The sequence below is a fragment of the Janthinobacterium sp. SUN128 genome, from assembly GCF_030587275.1.
GTDB lineage: Bacteria > Pseudomonadota > Gammaproteobacteria > Burkholderiales > Burkholderiaceae_D > Janthinobacterium > Janthinobacterium lividum.
Window position 1 is genome coordinate 2716146 of sequence record NZ_JAPWHY010000001.1, and the last position, 21074, is coordinate 2737219.

The window sequence follows — 21074 nt, forward strand, 5'->3', positions numbered from 1 at the left end:
ATACCCGTCCACTAAATGGTAGAGCTTGTTGATGTAGGTTCGTCCGGTACTGGCGTGCGCGGCATCAGCTCGGCGATCAGGCTGGCCAGGTGCGCTTGCACGTCATTTTTTGCCGCATCAAAGGCGCGGCGCAAGGCCCATTCGAACGAATAGGCATCGGCGCTGCCATGGCTCTTGAAGACGAGGCCACGCAAGCCCAGCAGGCTGGCGCCGTTGTAACGCGATGGATTCAAACGGTTGCCGATGGCTTTCAGGGCCCCGCGGGCGATCAGCGCGCCCAGCATGGTAATCGGATTGCGCTTGAATTCGGAAGTGAGCACGTCTTTCATGAAGCGCGCCAGACCTTCGATGGCTTTCAGGGTGACATTGCCGACAAAACCGTCGCAGACGACGATATCGGTCGTGCCCTTGAAGATATCGTTGCCTTCCACGTTGCCGTAGAAGTTCAGCGCGCCACGCTCGTGGTCGGCCTGCAGCAGCTTCGAGGTGAGTTTCACCACTTCATTGCCCTTGATATCTTCCGTGCCCACGTTCAGCAAGCCGATCGTCGGGCGTGCGATGCCTTCCATGGCGGACACCAGCACGGAACCCATGATGGCGAACTGGTGCAAGTGATGCGGTTCGCAATCGACGTTGGCGCCCAGGTCCAGCATGTAGGTGGGGCCGTTCTTTTGATTCGGCAAGATGCTGCAGATGGCCGGGCGGTCGACGCCGGACATGGTTTTCAATACATAGCGCGAGACGGCCATCAGGGCTGCCGTATTACCGGCGGAAACGGAGGCTTGCGCCACGCCGTTCTTGACCTGTTCGATGGCCACGCGCATGGAGGAATCCTTCTTGCGGCGCAGGGCCACTTCCAGGGGATCGTCCATGGTAACTTGTTCGGAGGCATGCAATACCGACAGGCGCGGATGCGTGTCGGCTTTATGTTTTTTCAGTTCGGCACGGATCACGTCTTCCAATCCAACCAGGATCAGTTCAGCTTCAGGCTCATGTTTTACGAAGGAAATTGCTGCGGGGATAGTGACTGAGGGACCGTGATCTCCGCCCATGCAGTCGATAGAAATTTTGATTGTCATTTGTGTTGATTCAATACCGCTGCGGGCGTGCGGCAAGATGTGAATCGGACTGGAGCATATGCAGGGCGCAGCATGTCATGCACCGCCTGAGCAAGCTTGATTCAAAATGACGGGTGCGCAAGATGAATTGCAGCCGATAAAAAAGAAGAAGCGGCGCCACGCCGAATAACCACGCAACACCGCTTTCATCTTACCCAACAAAAACGTCGATTACTCGTCGTTTTTGGTCTTCAACACTTTACGGCCACGATAGAAGCCGTTAGGGCTGATATGGTGACGCATGTGTGTTTCGCCGGTAACTGGCTCGACGCTCAATTGCGGCGCGACCAGGAAGTCGTGCGAACGGTGCATGCCGCGCTTGGAAGGGGTTTTCTTGTTCTGTTGAACTGCCATGATGACTCCTAATACATAAGTTCTAAAATTTTAGCACAATCGATTAGCAAATACATGCGAATCGAGTATCCCAGCGGCAAAGACTACCCGAAAATAGCCCGGACCGACATCGTTTATTACAATTACATTTCACTACACTTGCCATACTCGATTACTACACGCGTTTGACACGTTCTTTACTCGGAACCTCACAAACCTGCTGCGCTGACCACTCGCTACGGCTTTTGAGGCTTCCTTTCTTACACTACTTATTCTGGCTTCAAGTCTTTCAGTGCCGCAAACGGCGACTTCTTTTCAGTCTTGAGAGCATCGAGCTGCGCCGTATCGGGGCAGACGTCGTGTTTGGGTACCTGCGGCAGGGCCAGCAAGGCTTCATCTTCGATCAGGGCCGCGGCATCCATGCTGCGGCTGCCGACGATCACGTCGATCGATTCATCGTTGATGATTTCTTCGATCTCGTCCGCGTGCTCGTCATCCTTGCCCAGCATCAGAGTGGTCGTCGAATCAATTGCGTAAGCATACGGAGTCAGGCAGCGCTGGCAAACCAGCTGAACGGTGCCGTTGACCGACAAGGTCAGTTGTGGGTAGCCCAGCTTGCTGGTACCGCCGACGATCTTCCAGGCGATCTCGCCAGAACTATCTGCACAATCCTTGGTCAACCGGGTCATTTCAGCGACAGGAGTTACACCCTCGCGGCTCCCGCTGATACGACAAAAATCAAAGGCGTCGATCACAAAAGCATTCATTGGTAGAAAATTTCCCCGGAAAACCTGCGATAATAACAGGGTTTTTAGCACGGAGTCAAAGGCTAAGCATCTTTTTTGACGCAATCATTGCCATAAACATGACAACTTCATCAACACCGTCATGCCGCATGGAGCCTCAGTTGTGGGCTCTGCGCCCTGGAATTTGCGTGAAATTCCACTGACATCGACCAGCGCGACCATGCCGGCCGCCATCCACTACCGAATGATACCAACTTCCGTCCCATTGCGCTTGATTCTTGCATCGAGTTCGACCTACCGCAAGGAATTGCTGGAACGCCTGCGCCTGCCTTTCGAGGTCGCCGTTCCCGATCTCGACGAAAGCCCGCTGCCAGGCGAAAGCCCCAGCGCCACGGCCCTGCGCCTGGCCCAGGCAAAGGCGCAGGCCGTGCTCGACCGCTATCCTGGCAGCCTCGTCATCGGCTCCGACCAGGTCGCCACCCTGGATGGCGCGCAGATCGGCAAGCCGGGCAACCATGCGAACGCCCTGCTGCAGCTGCAAACCATGCGCGGGCGCCAGACCGTGTTCCACACGGCCCTGTGCCTGCTCGATGGCCGCCAGAGTCCGCCTGTGGCGCAAGTGGAAGATATCCAGACGCTCGTCACCGTGCGCGACTTGCCCGATGCCGAGCTGGATGCCTACCTGCGCATCGAGCAGCCGTACGATTGCGCCGGCAGCGCCAAGAACGAGGGCCTGGGCATCGCCCTGCTCGAGCGCATCGACAGCGTTGACCCGACCGCCCTCACCGGCTTGCCCCTGATCGCCCTCACCGGCATGCTGCGCAAGGCGGGCGTCGCGTTCTTCACCCTTTAATTTACCGACAATAACAATATGACCGGCACCCTGTACCTGATTCCCAACCACCTCGGCCTGTCCGACAGCCCGGCCGACCCGCTGGCCCACATCATTCCAGAGCAAGTACGGCAGATCACGTCGCAGCTCGATTATTTCGTGGCAGAAAACGCCAAGACGGCGCGCGCCTTCCTGAAACTGATCGGCAACCAGCATCCGCTGGCCAAGCCGCTGCAGGAAATCACGATTTCCGAACTTAACGTAAATACCCCGGCGCAAGCGCTGGCCGGCTTGCTGGCACCCCTGCTGGCGGGGCGCGATGCGGGCCTCGTCTCGGAAGCAGGCGTACCCGCCGTGGCCGACCCCGGCGCCGACCTGGTGCGCCTGGCGCATCAGCACGGCATCAAGGTGCGCCCGCTGGTGGGGCCATCGTCGATCCTGCTGGCCGTGATGGCCAGCGGCTTGAACGGCCAAAGTTTCGCCTTCAACGGCTACCTGCCCACGGATGCGGCCCTGCGCGCCAAGCGCATCAAGGAACTGGAAGTGCGTTCGCGCACGGAAAAGCAGACCCAGCTGTTCATCGAAACTCCGTACCGCAATGCGGCCATGCTCGAAGCGCTGGTGGCGCAATGCGCGCCATCGACCCTGATCTGCGTTGCCACCGACCTGAGCCTGGACACGGAAAGCGTGCAAACGTGGAATGGCGGCCAGTGGAAGAAACAATTGGCCGCCGGCAAGGCACCTGACTTCCACAAGAAACCGACCGTGTTCTTGCTGCTGGGACAGTAATCCCCCGCCCATAAAAAAACGCCACGGGTACATTGCCCGTGGCGTTTTTTATTACAGCACTACCAAGAGAAGTATGATTACACTCTTCTTGTACCGGTATTTTTCTGTCCGCCCTTGCCCGTTTCCAATACGAACTTCGCGCCATCGTCGCGGCCCAGCACCTTCACCAGGTACGGCATGACTTCGCGCAACATCGGCTCCAGCGTGTACGGCGGGTTCAAGATGAACATGCCGCTGCTGTGCAAGCCAAAACCGTCCGGCGACGGAGTGTTGACCGTCAGGGTCACGTGCAGCCAGTCCGAGCTGGGCAATTGCTTGAGCTTGTCGGCAAACTGGCGCGATTCCATGCGCTGCAGCACCGGGTACCAGACGGCATACATGCCCGAAGGGAAGCGCACGAGGGCGTCGGCCAGGGTGTCCTTGACCTTGCGGTAATCCATCTTGTCTTCATACGGCGGGTCGATCAGCACCAGCGCGCGGCGCGATGGCGGCGGCAGCAGGGCTTTCAGGCTCTGGAAACCGTCCGCCTTGGTGATCAGCACGCGCTTGCCGCGCACGGTTGGACGCTCGCCCTGGGCCAGCGCATGCGCCTCGACCTTGCGGAAGTTGTCGGCCAGAATCTTTGCGTCCGCCGGATGCAGCTCGAACAGGCGCAGACGGTCTTGCTCGCGGCTGACCTTGTCCGCGCAGTACGGCGACCCCGGGTAGTAGCGCATCTTGCCGCTCGGATTCATTTCCTTGATCAGCTTCATGTACTCGGCCAGCGAGGCCGGCAAGTCCGTGCGGTCCCACAGGGGCGCGATGCCCGTTTCGTACTCGGCATTTTTCGACGCATAGCCGCCGTCGAGCGCATACACACCCGCGCCGGAGTGGGTATCGATATAACTATAGGCGGTATCTTTTTGATTCAGATATTGCAACAACTGAATCTGCACATAATGTTTCAACACATCGGCGTGATTACCCGCGTGAAAGGCGTGGCGGTAACTCAACATAAGCTGGCTAATTCCATAATAAAAATAAATAAAGGCGGGAGCGCTGACACCGGGCAGGGCATGAAAACAGACTGGAGGGGTCAGGCTGCGGGGCCAGGAAACAGCATGGACCAGCGTAATCAGCGCGCAATTACCAGCATTATCCACCAGAAAGGTGTATTGCATCAAAAAACACGGATAAACAAGCCCATGCATTCCCGGGACTGTGGTGGCCGGGCGCGGTAGAATACGCGCATCGGGCGCCCGGCGTCCATCGCCCTACTAACTAGATACGACCATGCACAGCCTGACCCTCACGACCGATAACCGCGCCGACGTCGCGGCAGCCCTGGCCGGCCCGCGCTGGACGGTGGCCTGCCTGTGCGCGCTGTGGTGCGGCACTTGCGGCAGCTACCGCGCCACATTCGAGGAACTGGCCGCGCGCCATCCGGACACCGTCTTCGTCTGGGTCGACATCGAAGACCAGGCCGACGTGGTGGGCGACCTCGACATCGACAACTTCCCCACCCTGCTGATCCAGCACGAGGACAACGTGGCCTTTTTCGGCACCGTGCTGCCCGACGGCGGCCTGGCGCACCGCATGGTGCAGGCGCAGCAGGCGCTCAGCGGGGCGGAACTGGCGGCGCTGGCCGCCAGCACGCAGGAGCGGCGCGACTGGCAGCGCGACTGCAATCTGCGCAACCTCCTCGCCGCCACCCTGGCCGATTAAACATCACCCAAGGCGCAGCGGCAGGCTGCGCAGCCGTTTTCCCGTCAGGATGAACACGGCGTTGGCCACGGCCGGCGCAATCGGCGGCGTACCGGGCTCTCCCACGCCTTCTGGATGCTCGGCGCTGGCGATGATGACGGTTTCCACCTCGGGCGTTTGCCCCATGCGCAGCACGGGATAGTCGTGGAAGTTAGCCTGCTCGACTTTTCCCTCCTTGAAGGTGATCTCGCCGTCCAGCGCCGCCGACAGGCCAAACAGCACGGCCGACTCCATCTGCTGGGCGATGATGTTCGGATTGACGGCGATGCCGCAATCGATGGCGCACACCACGCGCTGCACGCGGATTTCTCCATTTTCCACGGACACCTGCGCCACTTGCGCCACGATGCTGCCGAACGACTGATGCAAGGCCACGCCATACGCATGGCCGGGCGGAGGCGTTCCCGCCTTGGCAACTGCCGCATCGAGCACGGCAAGGTGGCGCGGGTGCCGCACCAGCATGGCACGGCGGAAAGCGATGCCATCCTGCCCCGCCGCGTGGGCCAGTTCGTCGATAAAGCTTTCCTTGAAAAAAGCGTTGTGCGAGTGTCCCACCGAGCGCCAGTAACCGATGGGCACGGGACTGTCGGCGATCACGTGGGCGATGCGCTGGCTGGCAATTTCATACGGCATGTCGAATTCGCCTTCGGCCGTGGTCTTGTCCGGCCCCGCACCGGGCAAGCCGAAATTACGCTGCAAAAACTGGTGCGTGATGGAGCCGCTGACGGATTTATTGTCCCAGGAAGCGATGCGGCCGTGTTCATCAAGGCGGGCCGCAAAGCGGGCCAGCGCGGCGGGACGGTACATATCGTGCTGCGTATCCTGTTCGCGCGTCCACACCAACTGCACGGGCGCACCGCCGCACTGCAGTGCGATGGCCACGGCCTGGGCAATCATGTCCACTTCCAGGCGGCGGCCGAAACCGCCACCGAGCAGCAGCACCTCGATGACGACGTCCTTCGCAGCGACGCCGGCCACTTTCGCCGCCACGTCGACGGCGATGCCGGGCGCCTGCGTCGAGACCCACAGCATCACCTTGCCATCCTTGACTTGCGCGGTGCAATTGACGGGCTCCATGGCGGCGTGCGCGAGGAATGGCGCGCGGTACTCGGCAGTAACCTGCCGCATGCCCTGCACGGCCTTGCTTTCCACCTGGCCGCTGGTGTGATAGGCATAGCCCGCTTCGCTATCGAGCAGACGGGCAAACTCCGCATACACGCCGGCGCTGGACAAATTCGCCTGCGGGCCAGCCTTCCACTGCGTCGGCAAGGCGGCGGCCGCCTGCCTGGCGCGCCACCAGGTGTCGGCCACCACGGCGGCACACGAGACGCTGCGCTGAGCCAGGTGCGGCGTCAGGTCCAGCACCTTTTTCACCCCGGGCATGGCAAGCACGGGCGCCGCGTCGAACGCGGACAGGATATCGCCCAGGCGCGGCGGCAGATGCAGGGCCGCATACAGCATGCCGGGCGGGCGCGCATCGATGCCGAAACGCGCGCTGCCATTGACTTTGGATGGCGTATCGCGGCGCGGCGCCGGCTGGCCGATCAATTTAAAATCCCTGGGCAGCTTCAGCACGGGCGTGCCCGGGTCGATTGCGGCGGCGCGCTGCGCCAGGCTGGCGTAGCTGGCGCGCCGCCCATCCGGGTGCAGCACTGCGCCATTTTCCGTGCGGCACTGCGTCGCCGGCACCTGCCACAACGCGGCGGCGGCCCCCACCAGCATGGCGCGCGCCGACGCGCCCGCTTCGCGCATGGGACCCCAGCCATCCTTCACGCTCGACGAGCCGCCCGTGACGATCACGCCCAGCTCGCGCGCCGCCTTGGCCACCGTCCACTGGGCCAGCGCTTTTACGCGGCCCTGGTCGTCCGGGTGGAAAGGCAAGCCGTCCTGGAGCATGGCGACATTGCCGAAGATCTTGTCCATGGGTGCCTGGATCAGCTTCACGCTGGAGAGCGGCACGTCGAGCTCCTCTGCGACCAGCATCGGCAAGGCCGTGTGCACGCCCTGCCCCATCTCGCTGCGCGGCATGGCCAGGGTCACCGTGCCGTCGGTGCCGACGGCCAGCCAGCCGTTCAGCGCCACGGCGCCATCCTGCAGCGGCAGCGGCACGCTGCCATGCAGGCGCTGGCGCGGCGGCAGCACGCCCCAGCCCAGCACCAGGGCACCCACGCCGGCCACGCCGAGACCCAGGCCGCGGAGCAGGAAACGGCGGCGCGACGTATTTTTTTCTCCGGCCATGGGATACCCTTTAATTGGTTAGTGGTTGATCCAGCGGGTCGATCCAGCGCTCCAGCATATCCTGTGCCAGCACCGGGCGGCTATAAAAATAACCTTGCGCCAGCTTGCAGCCATGGCGCAGCAGGAAAGCCGCCTGCTCTTCCGTCTCCACGCCTTCGGCGATCACGGACAATTGCATGCTCTTGCCCAGCTGGATGATGGCAATCGCAATCGCTTCGTCATTGACGTCCGTCGAGATATCCTTGATGAAGGAGCGGTCGATCTTCAGGGTTTGCACGGGCAGCTGCTTCAGATACGCGAGCGAGGAATAGCCGGTGCCGAAATCGTCGATGGCCAGGCCCACACCGATGGCGTGCAAGTCGTTGATGAAACCGAGCGCGTCGCCCGTGTTCATGATGACGGACTCCGTCACTTCCAGCTGCAGGCGCTGCGGCTCGAGACCCGTTTCCTTCAGAATGTCGGCCACCATGCCGGCGATGCTGCCCCGCTCGAACTGCTTTACCGACAGATTCACGGCCATCTTCGGCACGTGCAAGCCCTGCGCCTGCCAGCGCATCATCTGGCGGCATGCTTCGTCGAGCACCCATTTGCCCAGCTGGTTGATGAAGCCGCTGTCTTCGGCCAGCGGGATGAAGCGCGCCGGCGGCACCAGGCCCAGTTCCGGGTGGTTCCAGCGCACCAGCGCCTCGACGCCGACCAGGCGGCCCGTGTCGATTTCCACCTGCGGCTGGTAATTGAGGAACATCTCGTTCTTTTCCAGCGAACGGCGCAAAAAGGTTTCCAGGCGCAGCCGCTCGACGCCTTCGCCCGTCATCGACGGCGCATAGAAGCGGTAGCCATTGCGCCCGCGCGCCTTGGCCTGGTACATGGCCACGTCGGCATTGCGGATCAACATGTTCAAGTCCAGCGCATCGTCCGGATACAGGCTGATGCCCACGCTGCAGGTGACGAACAGTTCGTGGTCGGCCACCGTGAACGGCTGATCGAACATGGTCATCAGCTTTTCCGCCACCTGCGTCGCACCGTACTCGCCGTCGACGCGTTCGAGCAGCACGATGAACTCGTCGCCGCCCAGGCGCGCCAGGGTATCGCCTTCGCGCAGACGGGCCGCCAGCTGGCCGGCCACCTTTTGCAGCAATTCGTCGCCCACATGGTGGCCCAGGGTGTCGTTGACGTTCTTGAAGCGGTCCAGGTCGATGAACAGCACGGCCAGCTGCTCCTGGTCGCGCGCGGCGCGCAGCAAGGCGTGCTGCAGGCGGTCGTGGAACAGCAAACGGTTCGGCAGGGCCGTCAGCGGATCGTGGTGGGCCATGTGGTCGAGCTTTTCCTGCGACTCCTTGATCAGGGTGATATCGCTGAACACGCCCACGTAATGCGTGGTGCCGGCGCGCGCGTCGCGCACGGCGCTGATGGTCAGCCACTCCAGATACAGCTCGCCATTCTTGCGCTGATGCCAGATTTCGCCGCGCCAGAAGCCGCTGCCCTTCAGCTCGTTCCACATGGCTTCGTAGAACGCAGAGTCGTGGCGCGCCGAGCGGGTCAGCGAAGAGTGCTGGCCCACCGCCTCCGCTTCGGCATAGCCGGTGATCTGCGTGAAGGCGGGATTGACGGTGACGATGATGCCGCTGGCATCGACCACCATCACGCCGTCGGCGATATGTTCGAGCACGGTGGCCGACAGGCGCAGTTTTTCCTCGGCTTCCTTGCGCGCCGTGATGTCGGCATACACCCAGATGCTGCCTTCATTGGGGCGCAGCGGATCGAGCGCGCAGCCGCTGACCAACGCCCAGAACAGGCTGCCGTCGCGGCGCTTGTACTGGCGCTCCTCGCTGAAATCGCCGCCCATGGCCAGCGCCGGATACTGGCGCTCGCCCGCCTCCTCGAAGTCATACGAACTCATAAACACCATGGCCGTCGAATTACCCGTCATCTCGGCATGCTCGTAGCCGAACAGTTCTTCGCAGCGGCGGTTGACGGAAATGATACGGCGATGGCGCACGAACATCACGCCGAACATCACGTTGTCGAGAATCGCGCTCTGCTCCGTCAGCAGCGCTTCGATGCGCATCTCGTGGTGCTTGCGCTGGCTGATGTCGGCAATGATGCCGTCGACCCAGATGACGCCCTGCTCGCCCGCCTGCGGCTGGCCATTCTCGGCCACCCAGCGCTCGATGCCGAAAGCGTCGATGATGCGGTATTCCAGCGCATATGGACGCACCTCGGCCACCGCCTGGCGGACGGCGCGGCGGTGCTCGCGGCGGTCTTCCGGGCAGATCAGGTCGGCCCAGGCATGCGTGGTGCCGCGCATGAACTGGCGCGCCGAATAGCCGGAAATCTCTTCGATGGCATCGCTGACAAAATCGATGGGGCCGTCGGGCCGGTAGCGGAAGACGGCGCCCGGCACCTGCGTGACGATGGTGCGGAAACGCTCTTCCCGCTGGCCCACATCCTCGAACAACTGGCCGATGGCCGCGCGCATTTGCTCAAGCTGGGCCGTCAGGCGACCCAGCTCGTCAGTGCTGTGCGAGGTCAGGGGCGTGTCGAAATCGCCGTGCGACAGGCGGTCGGAAAAGCGCGTCAGGCGGCGCAGGGGCTTCAACAGGCGGCGGTTCAGGAACAGCACGATCAGCGCCATCGACACGGCCAGTTGCGCGCCCAGCACGAAAATATAGGAGATCTGCTTTTCGCGCAGCTCCTGCTGGCTGCGCGCATCGTCCATCTCGACGACGACGTGGCCGATGCGTTCGCCGCGCACGAGGATGTCGCGCTCGGCGCGGTACAGATTGCCCACGGGCCGCTGCGGCGCCTGCAGGCGGATGAATTCCGTGTCGCCCTGCCCCAGCACCTTCACCAGCAGCACGGAACGGTCGCGCATCACCGACTCGACCAGCGAGTGGGCCGATTCCGCGTTCATGTTCCACAGCGACTCCTGCATGCCCAGCGCCAGGATATCGGCATTGCGCTGCAAGGCTTCGTTCAGGCTGGTGCGCGCCGACTGGCGCTCATGCACGCCGACCAGCACATAGCTGCCGAAGATGGCGGGAACGACGAGGCCGCCAAATACCACCAGCAGCAAGGCGCCATAGATAGACGAGCCGTACAGCACACGCAGGCTGGCGCGCAGGCGCTGGTAAGGTGAATTAAACATGCGGCAACAGGGCAACAGGGATCAGGCGGGCGATCATTGACTTTACAGGGGAATCGGGTGGTGAGGCGGGAAGAAACTTTATCAGGAGCAATTATGCATGGAAAAAGCGGGGGAAGTCACCAATAAACACACGCCAGCGCCTACCTCATGTCATATAAACAGGGTTGAAAAACCACACGCCGCCCGGCGCGCCCGGCCGGCGCCAGCAGAAAAGCGCGCAGCTTGCTATCATCGCGCCACTTTACCTAGAGGAACCACCATGACCTTCTCCATCTACTCCGCTTCGATCCCCGTCTTCAAACAGATCCTGGGCAGCCTGGCTGCCATCCTGGACAAGGCGGAAACGCACGCGCAAGACAAGAAAATCGACCCGAACGCCCTGCTGCAATTCCGCCTGTTCCCGGACATGCTGCCGTTCGTGCGCCAGATCCAGATCGCCACCGACTTCGCCAAGGGCTGCGGCGCGCGCCTGGCCGGCGTGGCCGTGCCACCGTATGAAGACAGCGAACAGAGCTTTGCGGAACTGAAAGCGCGCATCGTGAAAACCATCGCTTTCCTGGAAAGCCTGCCGCAAGCGGACATCGACGGCAGCGAAACGCGCGCCATCACCACCGGCAGCGGCGAAAAGACCAAGCACTTCACGGGCCAGACCTATCTGTTCCACTACGCGCTGCCGCACTTCTTCTTCCACGCGACGACGGCGTACGACATCCTGCGCCACAATGGCATTGAAGTGGGCAAGAAAGATTTTATTGGCAGCTATTAATCACTAGCGCCAAAAGTAGCGGGGTCAGTTCCTTCGGAATCGGAATGCTTCCCATTGGGAAGCATTCCCCCGTCTGGTCTGACCCCGACAGTCGCAGTTGGGGTAAATCAGGTATTCCGGCGCGGATAGCCTTGCGCCAGAATCCTCACCCACACCACTTCCTTCTCTTCATCCGTCATCGACACCCAGTGGGCCACTTCCACTACGCTGCGGCCGCAGCCGCGGCAGATTTCATCAAAGGTTGTCGAGCACACGGCCACGCAGGGCGTGTCTGGACGCGGCGGCAATTCCTTGTCCGCCATCAGGACACCTTCGGCAAGCCGAGCTTTTCCCAGCCTTCGGTACCCAACGCTTCCAGCGTGGCAATATTCTTGTCAAAGATCTCCGACGCTTCCGGGAACGCCTCGACGGCGCGCTCGATGCTGTCTTCGCGCAGCAGGTGCAGGGTCGGGTACGGCGAGCGGTTGGTGTAGTTGCTGATGTCGTCCTCGAACGTTTCGGCAAACTGGTAATTCGGATGGAAACTGGCCACTTGCAGTTCGCCGGCCAGGTGCATGTCTTCCACGGCCGCGTCGGCCACGTCGAGAAACTCGTTGTAGTCGAGGAAATCGTTCAAGGTGTACGGATGGATCAGCAGGGTCGTGTCGATCTGTTCGGGATCCGTGTCGGCCAGGGTTTGCAGCTCGTCCATCAGCATCGCCAGCAGATCTTCCGGATTGCCCGATTCGCACACCACATAACGGATCTGCTTCTTGACGTGCACGGCCTTGGCGAACGGGCACAGGTTCAGGCCGATCACGGCCTTTTCCAGCCAGGCAACGGTATTGGCGATGATGACGGCGTTGTCGTCGTCGTGGCGCGGCGGGGTGTTCATATACTTAACTCTCTATTAATAAGGCGGCCGGCGGCTGAATGGCCGGCCAAAGCCAAATTGTACGCACTTTTGCGCAGCCTCATACCGGGCGCCATCCAGGCTTGCGCCAGCCTCCTCTCCATGTATGCTATAACAGCGGCCGAATCACGCATCGGGCAAATTAAATTTGCAATAATGACAGCATTTGCGAATGGAAACTCAGCCGTTACCCACTTATTGCCGCTTATTTCCTGTCATCATGCTGACATAATTCTTGACTCCGGCATGTGGATATACGTACACTCGCTGCTTGATCATGGGTCTGTCCGATGTTTCTCCGACGACAACAATGGAACACTATGCACGAAAACTCCTTTAAATCTACCGTCCTGGCGGCGTTGGCCCTGGCGCTTGCGCCCGCCCTCAGCCAGGCGTACGAAGCCGGTGTTGAGAGCGATAACGCGCCAGTCGCCGCCGCCGCACCCGCCCTGATCCCGATGACCGCCCAGGTCACGGCGAAACTCCCCACCCTCGACAACCGCCTGCAAAAGACCGACCGTCTGCTGAAAAACCTCAGCGACAATTCCGATCCGCTGCGCGAAGCCGACGTCTGGGGCCGCATCCGCAGCGGCTATGCGATTCCCGACATCAACAACCAGCTGGTGGCGAACCACGTCAACTGGTACGCCACCCGCCCCGACTACATCGCCCGCACCACGGCGCGCGCATCGCGCTACATCTTCCACGTGGTGCAGGAACTGGAAAAGCGCGGCATGCCAACGGAACTGGCCTTGCTGCCGTTCATCGAGTCCGCCTTCAACCCGCAAGCATTCTCCAGCGCCAATGCGGCCGGCATGTGGCAATTCGTGCCCGCCACCGGGCGTGATTTCAACCTCAAGCAAAACATGTTCAAGGACGAGCGCCGCGGCGTGCTGGCCTCGACCGATGCGGCCCTGACCTACCTGCAGCGCCTGTATGACATGTTTGGCGACTGGCAACTGGCCCTGGCCGCCTACAACTGGGGCGAAGGCTCCGTGCAGCGCGCCATCAAGAAAAACCAGGCGCTGGGCAAGCCGACCGACTTCGAAAGCCTGGCCGACCTGATGCCGGCCGAAACGCGCAACTACGTGCCGAAACTGCAAGCGGTGAAAAACATCATCGCCAATCCGGCCCAGTTCGGCCTGACCCTGCCCGTGGTCGACAACCAGCCGTATTTCACGGCCATCGACAAGACCAGCGACATCGACATCACCGTTGCCGCCCAGCTGGCCGAGCTGTCAATGGATGAATTCAAGGCCTTGAATCCGCAATTTAACCGCCCCGTCATCATCGGCGGCGAAAAGACCAAGATTCTGTTGCCGCAGGAAAACGCCGCCAAGTTCACCACCAACCTGGCGCAATGGGGCCATGCCTTGTCCAGCTGGACGACGCACAAGATCACCAATGCGCGCGAACGCATCGAAACCCTGGCGTCGAAATTCGGCACCACGGCCGACGTGCTGCGCCAGGCCAACAATATTCCCCAGCGCACCAGCCTGCGCGCCGGCTCCACCATCCTCGTGCCGAAAACTTCGGCCACGATGAACAAGGACATCACACAGGAAATCGCCGACAGCGCCACCATGCTGCTGGAAGCGGACCGTCCGGAACGGGCCGCCAAGGCACTGCGCCGCGCCGCCAAGGGTGGCAAGGTGCAAGCCGCGCCAATTTCCCTGGTGAAACCGCGCATCCAGCGCGGCGGTGGCAACAGTCGCGCCAAGGCCCGTCACTGATCGCCTGAGCTGTATTGACCTACCTCACCGGCCGCCACAGCTTTGCTGTCGCGGCCGGTTGTACATCCGCCCACCCCGCCCACCTACCCAGACAGGAGTCGTCATGGCTTTCTTGCAAGGCAAAAAAATCCTCATCACGGGCTTGCTGTCGAACCGTTCCATCGCCTATGGCATCGCCAAGGCTTGCCACCGTGAAGGCGCCACCCTCGCCTTCACGTATGTGGGCGAACGCTTCAAGGAGCGCATCACGGAATTTGCGGCGGAATTCGGCAGCGAACTGGTATTCGACTGCGACGTTTCCAGCGATGAACAGATCAGCGCCGTCTTCAGCGACCTGGCGCGCCACTGGGAACATCTCGATGGCCTGGTGCACGCCATCGGTTTTGCGCCGCGCGAAGCGATCGCCGGCGACTTCCTCGATGGCCTGTCGCGCGACAGCTTCCGTATCGCGCACGACATTTCCGCCTACAGCTTTCCCGCCATGGCCAAGGCCGCCCTGCCCCTGCTGCATCCGGGCGCTTCGGTGCTGACCCTGACCTACCTGGGCGCCGTGCGCGCCGTGCCCTACTACAACACCATGGGCCTGGCCAAGGCCTCGCTGGAAGCATCCGTGCGCTACCTGGCCGAATCGCTGGGTCCGCGCGGCATCCGCGCCAACGGCATCTCGGCCGGCCCCATCAAGACCCTGGCCGCTTCCGGCATCAAGGATTTCAGCAAACTCCTGGGCTTTGTGGCCGAACACGCCCCGCTGCGCCGCAACGTCACCATCGAAGAGGTCGGCAACACGGCCGCCTTCCTGCTGTCCGACCTGGCTTCCGGCATCACGGGCGAGATTACCTACGTCGATGGCGGCTTTTCGCAAGTGATGGCCGTGAATCCCGAAGTAGAGTGAGGCGGTGATGGCCGATATTTTGTGGTTGTCACTTGACAACCACAAAATATCGACCTACATTGGAGGCATCGCATGGCGCGCTCCCCGCACCCGAAGAAGGACATCGAAGCGGCGCTGCGCCACGCGGAAAGCCAGGGCTGGCGCGTGGAAACGGGTGGCAGCCATGCCTGGGGCAAGATCTGCTGCCCGTACAACGATGCCGGCTGCCGTTGCGGCGAATTCTGCATCGCCTGCATCTGGAGCACGCCGAAAAATCCCGGCAACCATGCGCGGGCGATACGGCGGGTGGTCGACAATTGCACTTTCAATAAGCTGATGCACGACTGCATGCAACGCAAATCCAAGGGGTAGCCATCATGGATTACATCTTTACTCTCAAATACCGCCTGCCCGATAACGAAACCGACCTCGATGCGCTGACCGAGCGCCTAGGCGGCGGCGGTTGCGACGATGCCCTGGCCGGCATCGGGCAAGCGGGACGCCTGGCGCTGGAATTCACGCGCGAGGCCAGCAATGCCAGCGAAGCACTGCTGAGCGCCATGGCCGATGTGAAAGCCATCGTGCCCGGGGCCGTGCTGGCCGAGGCCGCCCCCGACTTCGTGGGACTGACGGACGTGGCGCAAGTGCTGGGCTTGTCTCGCCAAAACCTGCACAAGCTGATGAACAAACACCGCCACAACTTCCCCGCGCCCGTACATGAGGGCAGCGCCACCATCTGGCACCTGGCCGACGTGCTGGCCTGGCTGCAGGCCAAGGGGACTTACCAGCTGGAACGCAGCCTGGTCGACGTGGCGCAAGCGGCCCGGCAAATCAACCTGGCCAGGGAAACGCGACAGGCGCCGCCGCTGCCCGCCGACATCGTGGCCATGCTCCATTAAACGGAAGAAAACTACGTATTCTTACTGATTTCACATAGGAAACATGATCAAAACGTGGTAGGACTGTCGTTTCTTCCCATTTAAGCCGTGCAAAACGGCTGCAAATACGGTATAGTGTCGTTGTGCGCTGCAATATGTTTCCTTGAAGCGTTGGCAACACCGCAGTTACATGCACTACAAACTTAGCAGCTTCGCAAGCCTTAGCGCATCCACAGGATGCCGCTTATAAAGCCCTCCCGCCTTGTGTGTCGCACCTGACACCGTCCCGGCGCAAAGCTTTTGTGCCGAAATTTCTTTCTAGTTGAGTCATTTCGTTTTGGTTGGCGTTGCTATTTTGCGTTCTGCTTTTTGCAAGAACGCTGATTTTCACGAAAGAAAAAGAATGACATTTGAATCCTTAGGCCTGCATCCGTCCATCATCGCCGCTCTGACCGAATCGGGCTACACCGCGCCAACCGCGGTACAGTCGCAAGCGATTCCAGCCGCGATCGAAGGCCGTGACCTGCTGGTCTCGTCGCAGACCGGTTCGGGCAAGACGGCAGCTTTCATGCTGCCATCGCTGCACAAACTGGCCAGCGCCGAACAAAGCGCCGCCGGCAAGACGCCGAACCAGGAAATGCAAGCATCGCGCGCCCGCGGCGAGCGTCCACGTTTCAAGGCTGCCCAGCCAAAAATGCTGGTGCTGACGCCAACGCGCGAACTGGCCCTGCAAGTGACCACCAATACCGACAAGTACAGCACCGGCATCCGCCGCATCAAGGCTGTGTCGATCCTGGGCGGCATGCCTTACCCTAAACAGATGCAATTGCTGGCCAAGAATCCTGAGATCCTGGTCGCTACCCCTGGCCGTCTGATCGACCACATGGACTCGGGCAAGATCGACTTCTCGCAACTGGAAATCCTGGTGCTGGACGAAGCCGACCGCATGCTGGACATGGGTTTCATCGACGACATCGAAAAGATCGTGGAAGCGACGCCGGAAGGCCGTCAAACCATGCTGTTCTCGGCAACGCTGGACGGCGTCGTCGGCAACATGGCTCGCCGCATCACGAAGAACCCGCTGGTCATCCAGGTGGCAAGCTCGAGCAACAAGCATGAAAACATCACCCAACGCGTTCACTTCGTCGACGACCTGTCGCACAAGAATCGCCTGCTGGACCACCTGCTGCGCGACGAATCGCTGGACCAGGCTGTTGTGTTTACCGCCACCAAGCGTGACGCCGACACCATCGCCGACCGTCTGAACATCGCCGGCTTCTCGGCTGCCGCCTTGCACGGCGACATGCATCAGGGCGCGCGTAACCGCACCCTGGACGGCATGCGCCGCGGCCAGGTCAAGGTGCTGGTTGCCACCGACGTTGCCGCCCGCGGCATCGACGTGCCAACGATCACCCACGTGTTCAACTACGATCTGCCGAAGTTCCCGGAAGACTACGTCCACCGCATCGGCCGTACCGGCCGCGCTGGCCGCAATGGCCTGGCCATCTCGCTGGTGAACCACGCTGAAGGCATGAACGTCAAGCGTATCGAACGCTTCACCAAGCAATTGATCCCGGTCAATGTCATCGAAGGTTTCGAGCCTAAGAAAACGGCATCGGCTCCACGTTCGAGCGCCCGTCCAGGCGGCTGGAAACCAGGCGACAACCGTGGCGGCGCGAAGCCAGGTCAACGCACGTTCAGCAAGCCAGGCGCACCACGCAAAGACGGCGCACCGAGCACCGGCGGCGGCTACAAGGGTTCCAACCCGCGCAGCACCGACGGCGCACGCCGCAGCTACGGCGACCGTTAATCACGGCGCCATGCCGCCCACGGGCGGCAAGCAATAAAAAACGGCCACCAGATCGCTCTGGTGGCCGTTTTTTTCATGCCCGCCGCATTTATTTCTTCGACACTTTCTGGCGCGACAGCTTGCGCAGCTTGGCCTGCTCGAAGCGCGCGTGCTGTTCCGGCGTTTCCAGTACCAGCGGCGGCACGGCCACCGGTTTGCGGTTGGCATCCACGGCCACCATCGTGAAATAGCAGCTGTTGGCGTGGCGCACCAGGCGCTGCTGGATGTTTTCCGTCACCACGCGGATACCCACTTCCATCGACGTCGTGCCCGTGTAGTTGATCGACGCGAGGAACGTCACCAGTTCGCCCACGTGGATAGGCTGCAGGAACATCACCTGGTCCACCGACAGGGTCACCACATAGCTGCCCGAATAGCGGCTGGCGCAAGCATAGGCGACGCTGTCGAGGTATTTCAGGATGGTGCCGCCGTGCACGTTGCCGGAAAAATTGGCCATATCGGGCGTCATCAAGACCGTCATCGTCAGTTCGTGGGCCGACCAGTTCATCGCGCTGTCCAAAGTATTCTCCAAAGGGGGAAATTAAAAGTGAGGGGAGATGTGAAAACCGGCCACGAGGGCCGGTTGTGAGCCTTACAGGCCCAGGGTGTCGATATCGGCCAGCGACTCGCGGCCTTTGTCGGAAATGTCGTAGCCTTCGCCTTCGGCGCGCGCCACGATGTGGGCTTTCTTGCCCAGGAAGTAAGCCACGTCCGATTCCAGCTTGGTCAGGGGATCGGTGGCGACGGCGCGCAGCCCCATGATGCAGCGGCGCAGGAACAGCAGTTGCTGTGCTTTCTCGGTGATGGACAGACGGCCATCGCGTGCATAGCTGAGCAGCTTCAGGCCGGACAGGCGCTTGGCATTGCGGGCAACGCAAGCGCTGGGGCGCTCGGTCTTGATGCCGCGTGCAACTTGCTCCAGCGCGTCATATTCATCGGTTGTTAATTTCTCGTTCTTCATTACTTTTCCATAAAAGGCCAGGTGTTCGGCCCCCATGGTACGCGCCCCGCTGCGCATCGGCAACAGGCAACGTGAATCAGTCACCGCCCGCGCGGCGGACGGCTGACTGGAAGACGGGCAGGACAGCCCTTATTTATAGTTGCGCAGCAGCAGCCAGGCCAGGCCGCAACCCGCCACGGCGCCCGCCAGGGCCAGCGCCACGAGGTTTTTGCTGGTCATCACAGGCCGCCGGCCCAGGTAGATTTTGTTATGCAAGGAATTGCCCATGATGGTCTCCTGTACAAGAATTTTTATGATGTCTCATTATAAGAACAGAATCGTGACGGCCGCATGACACTCGACAGTTAGAGTTTGATTTGTATCCACTCGGCAACATTTATTGACGTTTTTGTTGTTTAAATGGCGTGGCGCCGGCGGCTACCGCGCAGTCCATTTCCGATCGGAAATAAACGCGGCACACACCTCCCCGTCACTGCATTTTCACGGGCGGTGGCGGCGGCGTCGGCTCCTCGACGGGCACGGGATCGATGTGGGGCGGCGTTTCCGGCGGCGGCGTGACGGGATCGCCTTCCGGCGGTGGCGGCATATCGGGTTCGGGCGTGCTGTGCGCACGCAACAGGGCAGGACGGAATTGGGTTTGCATGTGACCTCCTTTGCCCCACTCTAGCCGATGCGGCCAAATCCTGGCGCCCGCCAGTGGCACGCGACGGGGGAACTAAACGGCGCAGCGCCACTCCAACCTGGCAGGTCTCTCTCCTGCGAGTGCAAGCGATCCCCATGGCGCGCAAAAAAATCCTCTTTATGGCCGAGGCAGTGACCCTGGCCCACGTCGGCCGCCCCCTGAGCCTGGCCCAGGGACTCGACGAGGACAAATATGAGATGCATTTTGCCTGCGCCGATGGCTATGACTTTTGCTTCAAGCAAGCCTCCTTCCGGCGCTGGCGCATCGACAGCATTTCATCGCTGCAATTCCTGCAGGCGCTGGCGCACGGCAAGCCTGTCTACACGGAAAGCACCCTGCACGCGTACGTGGAAGACGACTTGCGCCTGCTCAATGCGGTCCAGCCCGATCTCGTGATCGGCGACTTCCGCCTGTCGCTGTCGGTCAGCGCGCGCCTGCAGCGCATTCCCTACATTACGCTCAGCAATGCCTATTGGAGTCCGTACGTGCGCCAGCACTACACGGTGCCCAGCCTGCCCCTGACAAGCCTGCTGCCCATCTGGCTGGCCGCCCCCCTGTTCCGCCTGATCCGCCCGCTGGCCTTCGCCTCGCATGCCGTGCCCCTGAACCGCGTGCGCCGCCGCCATGGCCTGCCATCCTTGGGCAGCGACTTGCGGCGCATCTATACGGATGCCGACCGCACCTTGTATGCGGATATTCCGCAACTGTTCCCGCCGCACGCCATGCCGTCCACGCACGACTACCTGGGCGCCATCATCTGGGCGCCGCCGCTCGACTTGCCGGACTGGTGGCAGCGTCCGGAACTGAGCAGCGGACGCCCCATCATCTATGTCACCTTGGGCAGTTCCGGCCAGGGGCAATTGCTACCGCGCGTGCTGCGCGCGCTGGCGCCCCTGCCTGTCACCGTATTGGCAGCCACGGCCGGCACCATCCGCGTCGATGCCGTGCCGCCGAATGCCTATGTCGCGCCCTTTCTGCCGGGCGATGTGGCCGCACGGCGCGCCAGCCTGGTGATCTGCAACGGCGGCAGCCCCACCAGCCAACAGGCGCTGACGGCGGGCGTACCCGTCATCGGTATCGCCGGCAACCTCGATCAATTCCTCAACATGCACGGCATCACGGAGGCCGGGGCCGGCCTGCTGCTGCGCGCCGACCGCTTCCAGGAAACCGCCCTGCGCCATGCCGCCACGCGCATGCTCGACGATGGCCAGGTCAAGCTGGCGGCGCGCCAGCTGGCCACGGCCATGCGCGACTATGTGCCAGGGCAACGCTTGCTACCCCATGTGCACGCCCTGCTGGGCTCGTTGCCGCAAGGCAGCCAGCCTTGACGGGCAGCGTCGGTTTTTCTTACAGCGAGTCCGGCAAAGCCTGCACCGCATCAACAAAAACACGCCAAGTCATTGATTTCAAAAGGGCCTCATGCGTTGGCATGGAAGTCGCTAGGTACTGGCCATGAGCACCTGCCGACAGGACTCAGCAAGACTTCCAGACTCAC

22 protein-coding genes are annotated in these 21074 nt (G+C 61.6%); 10 read left to right on the top strand and 12 right to left on the bottom strand.

Annotation, left to right across the window (positions count from 1 at the left end; genetic code table 11):
* Window positions 1-11: 11 nt before the first annotated feature.
* From plsX to O3297_RS12265, 3 genes are all read right to left on the bottom strand, one after another.
* Window positions 12-1079: a phosphate acyltransferase PlsX gene (plsX, locus tag O3297_RS12255; protein ID WP_034779241.1), complete on the bottom strand. Its 1068-nt coding sequence runs from the start codon at window positions 1077-1079 to the stop codon at window positions 12-14.
* A gap of 210 nt (window positions 1080-1289) precedes the next feature.
* Window positions 1290-1472 carry a 50S ribosomal protein L32 gene (rpmF, locus tag O3297_RS12260; RefSeq protein WP_034749653.1) on the bottom strand — a complete coding sequence of 61 codons (183 nt, stop codon included), beginning with the start codon at window positions 1470-1472 and terminating at the stop codon, window positions 1290-1292.
* A gap of 248 nt (window positions 1473-1720) precedes the next feature.
* On the bottom strand, window positions 1721-2218 hold the full coding sequence (locus O3297_RS12265; protein ID WP_034779242.1) for a DUF177 domain-containing protein: 498 nt from the start codon (window positions 2216-2218) through the stop codon (window positions 1721-1723).
* 223 nt (window positions 2219-2441) lie between these two features.
* On the opposite strand from O3297_RS12265, the gene O3297_RS12270 reads away from it, so the two are divergent.
* Together O3297_RS12270 and O3297_RS12275 are read left to right on the top strand one after the other, a co-directional pair.
* Window positions 2442-3050 (top strand): Maf-like protein, encoded by a 609-nt coding sequence (locus O3297_RS12270; protein WP_230522211.1) that lies wholly within the window; start codon window positions 2442-2444, stop codon window positions 3048-3050.
* Window positions 3051-3068: 18 nt separating this feature from the next.
* Window positions 3069-3818, top strand: coding sequence for an SAM-dependent methyltransferase (locus tag O3297_RS12275; RefSeq protein ID WP_211550678.1), 750 nt, complete (start codon window positions 3069-3071; stop codon window positions 3816-3818).
* Window positions 3819-3895: 77 nt separating this feature from the next.
* On the opposite strand, the gene O3297_RS12280 is transcribed toward O3297_RS12275, so the two are convergent.
* On the bottom strand, window positions 3896-4813 hold the full coding sequence (locus tag O3297_RS12280) for a 23S rRNA (adenine(2030)-N(6))-methyltransferase RlmJ (RefSeq protein WP_034749665.1): 918 nt from the start codon (window positions 4811-4813) through the stop codon (window positions 3896-3898).
* A 277-nt stretch (window positions 4814-5090) separates the two neighbouring features.
* Here O3297_RS12280 and O3297_RS12285 point away from each other — a divergent pair, with 277 nt between their 5' ends.
* Window positions 5091-5522, top strand: coding sequence for a thioredoxin family protein (locus tag O3297_RS12285; protein ID WP_211550680.1), 432 nt, complete (start codon window positions 5091-5093; stop codon window positions 5520-5522).
* A gap of 3 nt (window positions 5523-5525) precedes the next feature.
* Here the strand turns inward: O3297_RS12285 and O3297_RS12290 are convergent, their stop codons facing one another.
* A complete protein-coding gene (locus O3297_RS12290; protein WP_305048823.1) occupies window positions 5526-7799 on the bottom strand; it encodes a xanthine dehydrogenase family protein molybdopterin-binding subunit in 2274 nt (757 codons plus the stop codon).
* A gap of 10 nt (window positions 7800-7809) precedes the next feature.
* Window positions 7810-10947 carry an EAL domain-containing protein gene (locus O3297_RS12295; protein ID WP_070280207.1) on the bottom strand — a complete coding sequence of 1046 codons (3138 nt, stop codon included), beginning with the start codon at window positions 10945-10947 and terminating at the stop codon, window positions 7810-7812.
* A gap of 259 nt (window positions 10948-11206) precedes the next feature.
* Between O3297_RS12295 and O3297_RS12300 the strand changes: the two genes are divergently transcribed.
* Window positions 11207-11713 carry a DUF1993 family protein gene (locus O3297_RS12300; RefSeq protein WP_034779265.1) on the top strand — a complete coding sequence of 169 codons (507 nt, stop codon included), beginning with the start codon at window positions 11207-11209 and terminating at the stop codon, window positions 11711-11713.
* Window positions 11714-11820: 107 nt separating this feature from the next.
* On the opposite strand, the gene O3297_RS12305 is transcribed toward O3297_RS12300, so the two are convergent.
* Window positions 11821-12015 (bottom strand): DUF1289 domain-containing protein, encoded by a 195-nt coding sequence (locus O3297_RS12305; protein ID WP_034779267.1) that lies wholly within the window; start codon window positions 12013-12015, stop codon window positions 11821-11823.
* A complete protein-coding gene (locus tag O3297_RS12310) occupies window positions 12015-12587 on the bottom strand; it encodes a DUF1415 domain-containing protein (protein ID WP_034779269.1) in 573 nt (190 codons plus the stop codon). The genes O3297_RS12305 and O3297_RS12310 overlap by 1 nt, the downstream gene beginning before the upstream one ends.
* Before the next feature lie 338 nt (window positions 12588-12925).
* On the opposite strand from O3297_RS12310, the gene O3297_RS12315 reads away from it, so the two are divergent.
* From O3297_RS12315 to O3297_RS12335, 5 genes are all read left to right on the top strand, one after another.
* Window positions 12926-14338, top strand: a complete 1413-nt coding sequence (locus tag O3297_RS12315; protein WP_034779271.1) for a transglycosylase SLT domain-containing protein — start codon at window positions 12926-12928, stop codon at window positions 14336-14338.
* A 103-nt stretch (window positions 14339-14441) separates the two neighbouring features.
* A complete protein-coding gene (gene fabI / locus O3297_RS12320; RefSeq protein WP_092605975.1) occupies window positions 14442-15230 on the top strand; it encodes an enoyl-ACP reductase FabI in 789 nt (262 codons plus the stop codon).
* A gap of 72 nt (window positions 15231-15302) precedes the next feature.
* Complete coding sequence (locus tag O3297_RS12325; protein ID WP_305048824.1) at window positions 15303-15581, top strand: hypothetical protein; 279 nt, start codon at window positions 15303-15305, stop codon at window positions 15579-15581.
* Between the two features lie 5 nt (window positions 15582-15586).
* Window positions 15587-16108: an AlpA family transcriptional regulator gene (locus tag O3297_RS12330; RefSeq protein ID WP_305048826.1), complete on the top strand. Its 522-nt coding sequence runs from the start codon at window positions 15587-15589 to the stop codon at window positions 16106-16108.
* A 382-nt stretch (window positions 16109-16490) separates the two neighbouring features.
* Window positions 16491-17897: a DEAD/DEAH box helicase gene (locus tag O3297_RS12335; RefSeq protein WP_035820280.1), complete on the top strand. Its 1407-nt coding sequence runs from the start codon at window positions 16491-16493 to the stop codon at window positions 17895-17897.
* 88 nt (window positions 17898-17985) lie between these two features.
* On the opposite strand, the gene O3297_RS12340 is transcribed toward O3297_RS12335, so the two are convergent.
* The 4 genes from O3297_RS12340 to O3297_RS12355 form a co-directional block, all read right to left on the bottom strand.
* Window positions 17986-18444: an acyl-CoA thioesterase gene (locus O3297_RS12340; protein ID WP_034750191.1), complete on the bottom strand. Its 459-nt coding sequence runs from the start codon at window positions 18442-18444 to the stop codon at window positions 17986-17988.
* Window positions 18445-18528: 84 nt separating this feature from the next.
* The gene (locus O3297_RS12345) at window positions 18529-18897 is read right to left on the bottom strand and encodes a hypothetical protein (RefSeq protein ID WP_034779283.1); all 369 of its coding nucleotides are present in this window, start codon (window positions 18895-18897) and stop codon (window positions 18529-18531) included.
* 129 nt (window positions 18898-19026) lie between these two features.
* Window positions 19027-19164, bottom strand: coding sequence for a hypothetical protein (locus O3297_RS12350; protein WP_162483240.1), 138 nt, complete (start codon window positions 19162-19164; stop codon window positions 19027-19029).
* A 202-nt stretch (window positions 19165-19366) separates the two neighbouring features.
* Window positions 19367-19540: a hypothetical protein gene (locus O3297_RS12355; RefSeq protein ID WP_305048827.1), complete on the bottom strand. Its 174-nt coding sequence runs from the start codon at window positions 19538-19540 to the stop codon at window positions 19367-19369.
* 134 nt (window positions 19541-19674) lie between these two features.
* Here O3297_RS12355 and O3297_RS12360 point away from each other — a divergent pair, with 134 nt between their 5' ends.
* Complete coding sequence (locus O3297_RS12360) at window positions 19675-20907, top strand: glycosyltransferase (protein WP_305048828.1); 1233 nt, start codon at window positions 19675-19677, stop codon at window positions 20905-20907.
* Window positions 20908-21074 lie beyond the last annotated feature (167 nt).

Excerpts from the sequence above, each read along its gene's own strand:
- plsX (WP_034779241.1), bottom strand. The coding sequence starts at position 1,079 with ATGACAATCAAAATTTCTATCGACTGCATGGGCGGAGATCACGGTCCC.
- rpmF (WP_034749653.1), bottom strand. The coding sequence starts at position 1,472 with ATGGCAGTTCAACAGAACAAGAAAACCCCTTCCAAGCGCGGCATGCAC.
- O3297_RS12265 (WP_034779242.1), bottom strand. The coding sequence starts at position 2,218 with ATGAATGCTTTTGTGATCGACGCCTTTGATTTTTGTCGTATCAGCGGG.
- O3297_RS12270 (WP_230522211.1), top strand. The coding sequence starts at position 2,442 with ATGATACCAACTTCCGTCCCATTGCGCTTGATTCTTGCATCGAGTTCG.
- O3297_RS12275 (WP_211550678.1), top strand. The coding sequence starts at position 3,069 with ATGACCGGCACCCTGTACCTGATTCCCAACCACCTCGGCCTGTCCGAC.
- O3297_RS12280 (WP_034749665.1), bottom strand. The coding sequence starts at position 4,813 with ATGTTGAGTTACCGCCACGCCTTTCACGCGGGTAATCACGCCGATGTG.
- O3297_RS12285 (WP_211550680.1), top strand. The coding sequence starts at position 5,091 with ATGCACAGCCTGACCCTCACGACCGATAACCGCGCCGACGTCGCGGCA.
- O3297_RS12290 (WP_305048823.1), bottom strand. The coding sequence starts at position 7,799 with ATGGCCGGAGAAAAAAATACGTCGCGCCGCCGTTTCCTGCTCCGCGGC.
- O3297_RS12295 (WP_070280207.1), bottom strand. The coding sequence starts at position 10,947 with ATGTTTAATTCACCTTACCAGCGCCTGCGCGCCAGCCTGCGTGTGCTG.
- O3297_RS12300 (WP_034779265.1), top strand. The coding sequence starts at position 11,207 with ATGACCTTCTCCATCTACTCCGCTTCGATCCCCGTCTTCAAACAGATC.
- O3297_RS12305 (WP_034779267.1), bottom strand. The coding sequence starts at position 12,015 with ATGGCGGACAAGGAATTGCCGCCGCGTCCAGACACGCCCTGCGTGGCC.
- O3297_RS12310 (WP_034779269.1), bottom strand. The coding sequence starts at position 12,587 with ATGAACACCCCGCCGCGCCACGACGACGACAACGCCGTCATCATCGCC.
- O3297_RS12315 (WP_034779271.1), top strand. The coding sequence starts at position 12,926 with ATGCACGAAAACTCCTTTAAATCTACCGTCCTGGCGGCGTTGGCCCTG.
- fabI (WP_092605975.1), top strand. The coding sequence starts at position 14,442 with ATGGCTTTCTTGCAAGGCAAAAAAATCCTCATCACGGGCTTGCTGTCG.
- O3297_RS12325 (WP_305048824.1), top strand. The coding sequence starts at position 15,303 with ATGGCGCGCTCCCCGCACCCGAAGAAGGACATCGAAGCGGCGCTGCGC.
- O3297_RS12330 (WP_305048826.1), top strand. The coding sequence starts at position 15,587 with ATGGATTACATCTTTACTCTCAAATACCGCCTGCCCGATAACGAAACC.
- O3297_RS12335 (WP_035820280.1), top strand. The coding sequence starts at position 16,491 with ATGACATTTGAATCCTTAGGCCTGCATCCGTCCATCATCGCCGCTCTG.
- O3297_RS12340 (WP_034750191.1), bottom strand. The coding sequence starts at position 18,444 with ATGAACTGGTCGGCCCACGAACTGACGATGACGGTCTTGATGACGCCC.
- O3297_RS12345 (WP_034779283.1), bottom strand. The coding sequence starts at position 18,897 with ATGAAGAACGAGAAATTAACAACCGATGAATATGACGCGCTGGAGCAA.
- O3297_RS12350 (WP_162483240.1), bottom strand. The coding sequence starts at position 19,164 with ATGGGCAATTCCTTGCATAACAAAATCTACCTGGGCCGGCGGCCTGTG.
- O3297_RS12355 (WP_305048827.1), bottom strand. The coding sequence starts at position 19,540 with ATGCAAACCCAATTCCGTCCTGCCCTGTTGCGTGCGCACAGCACGCCC.
- O3297_RS12360 (WP_305048828.1), top strand. The coding sequence starts at position 19,675 with ATGGCGCGCAAAAAAATCCTCTTTATGGCCGAGGCAGTGACCCTGGCC.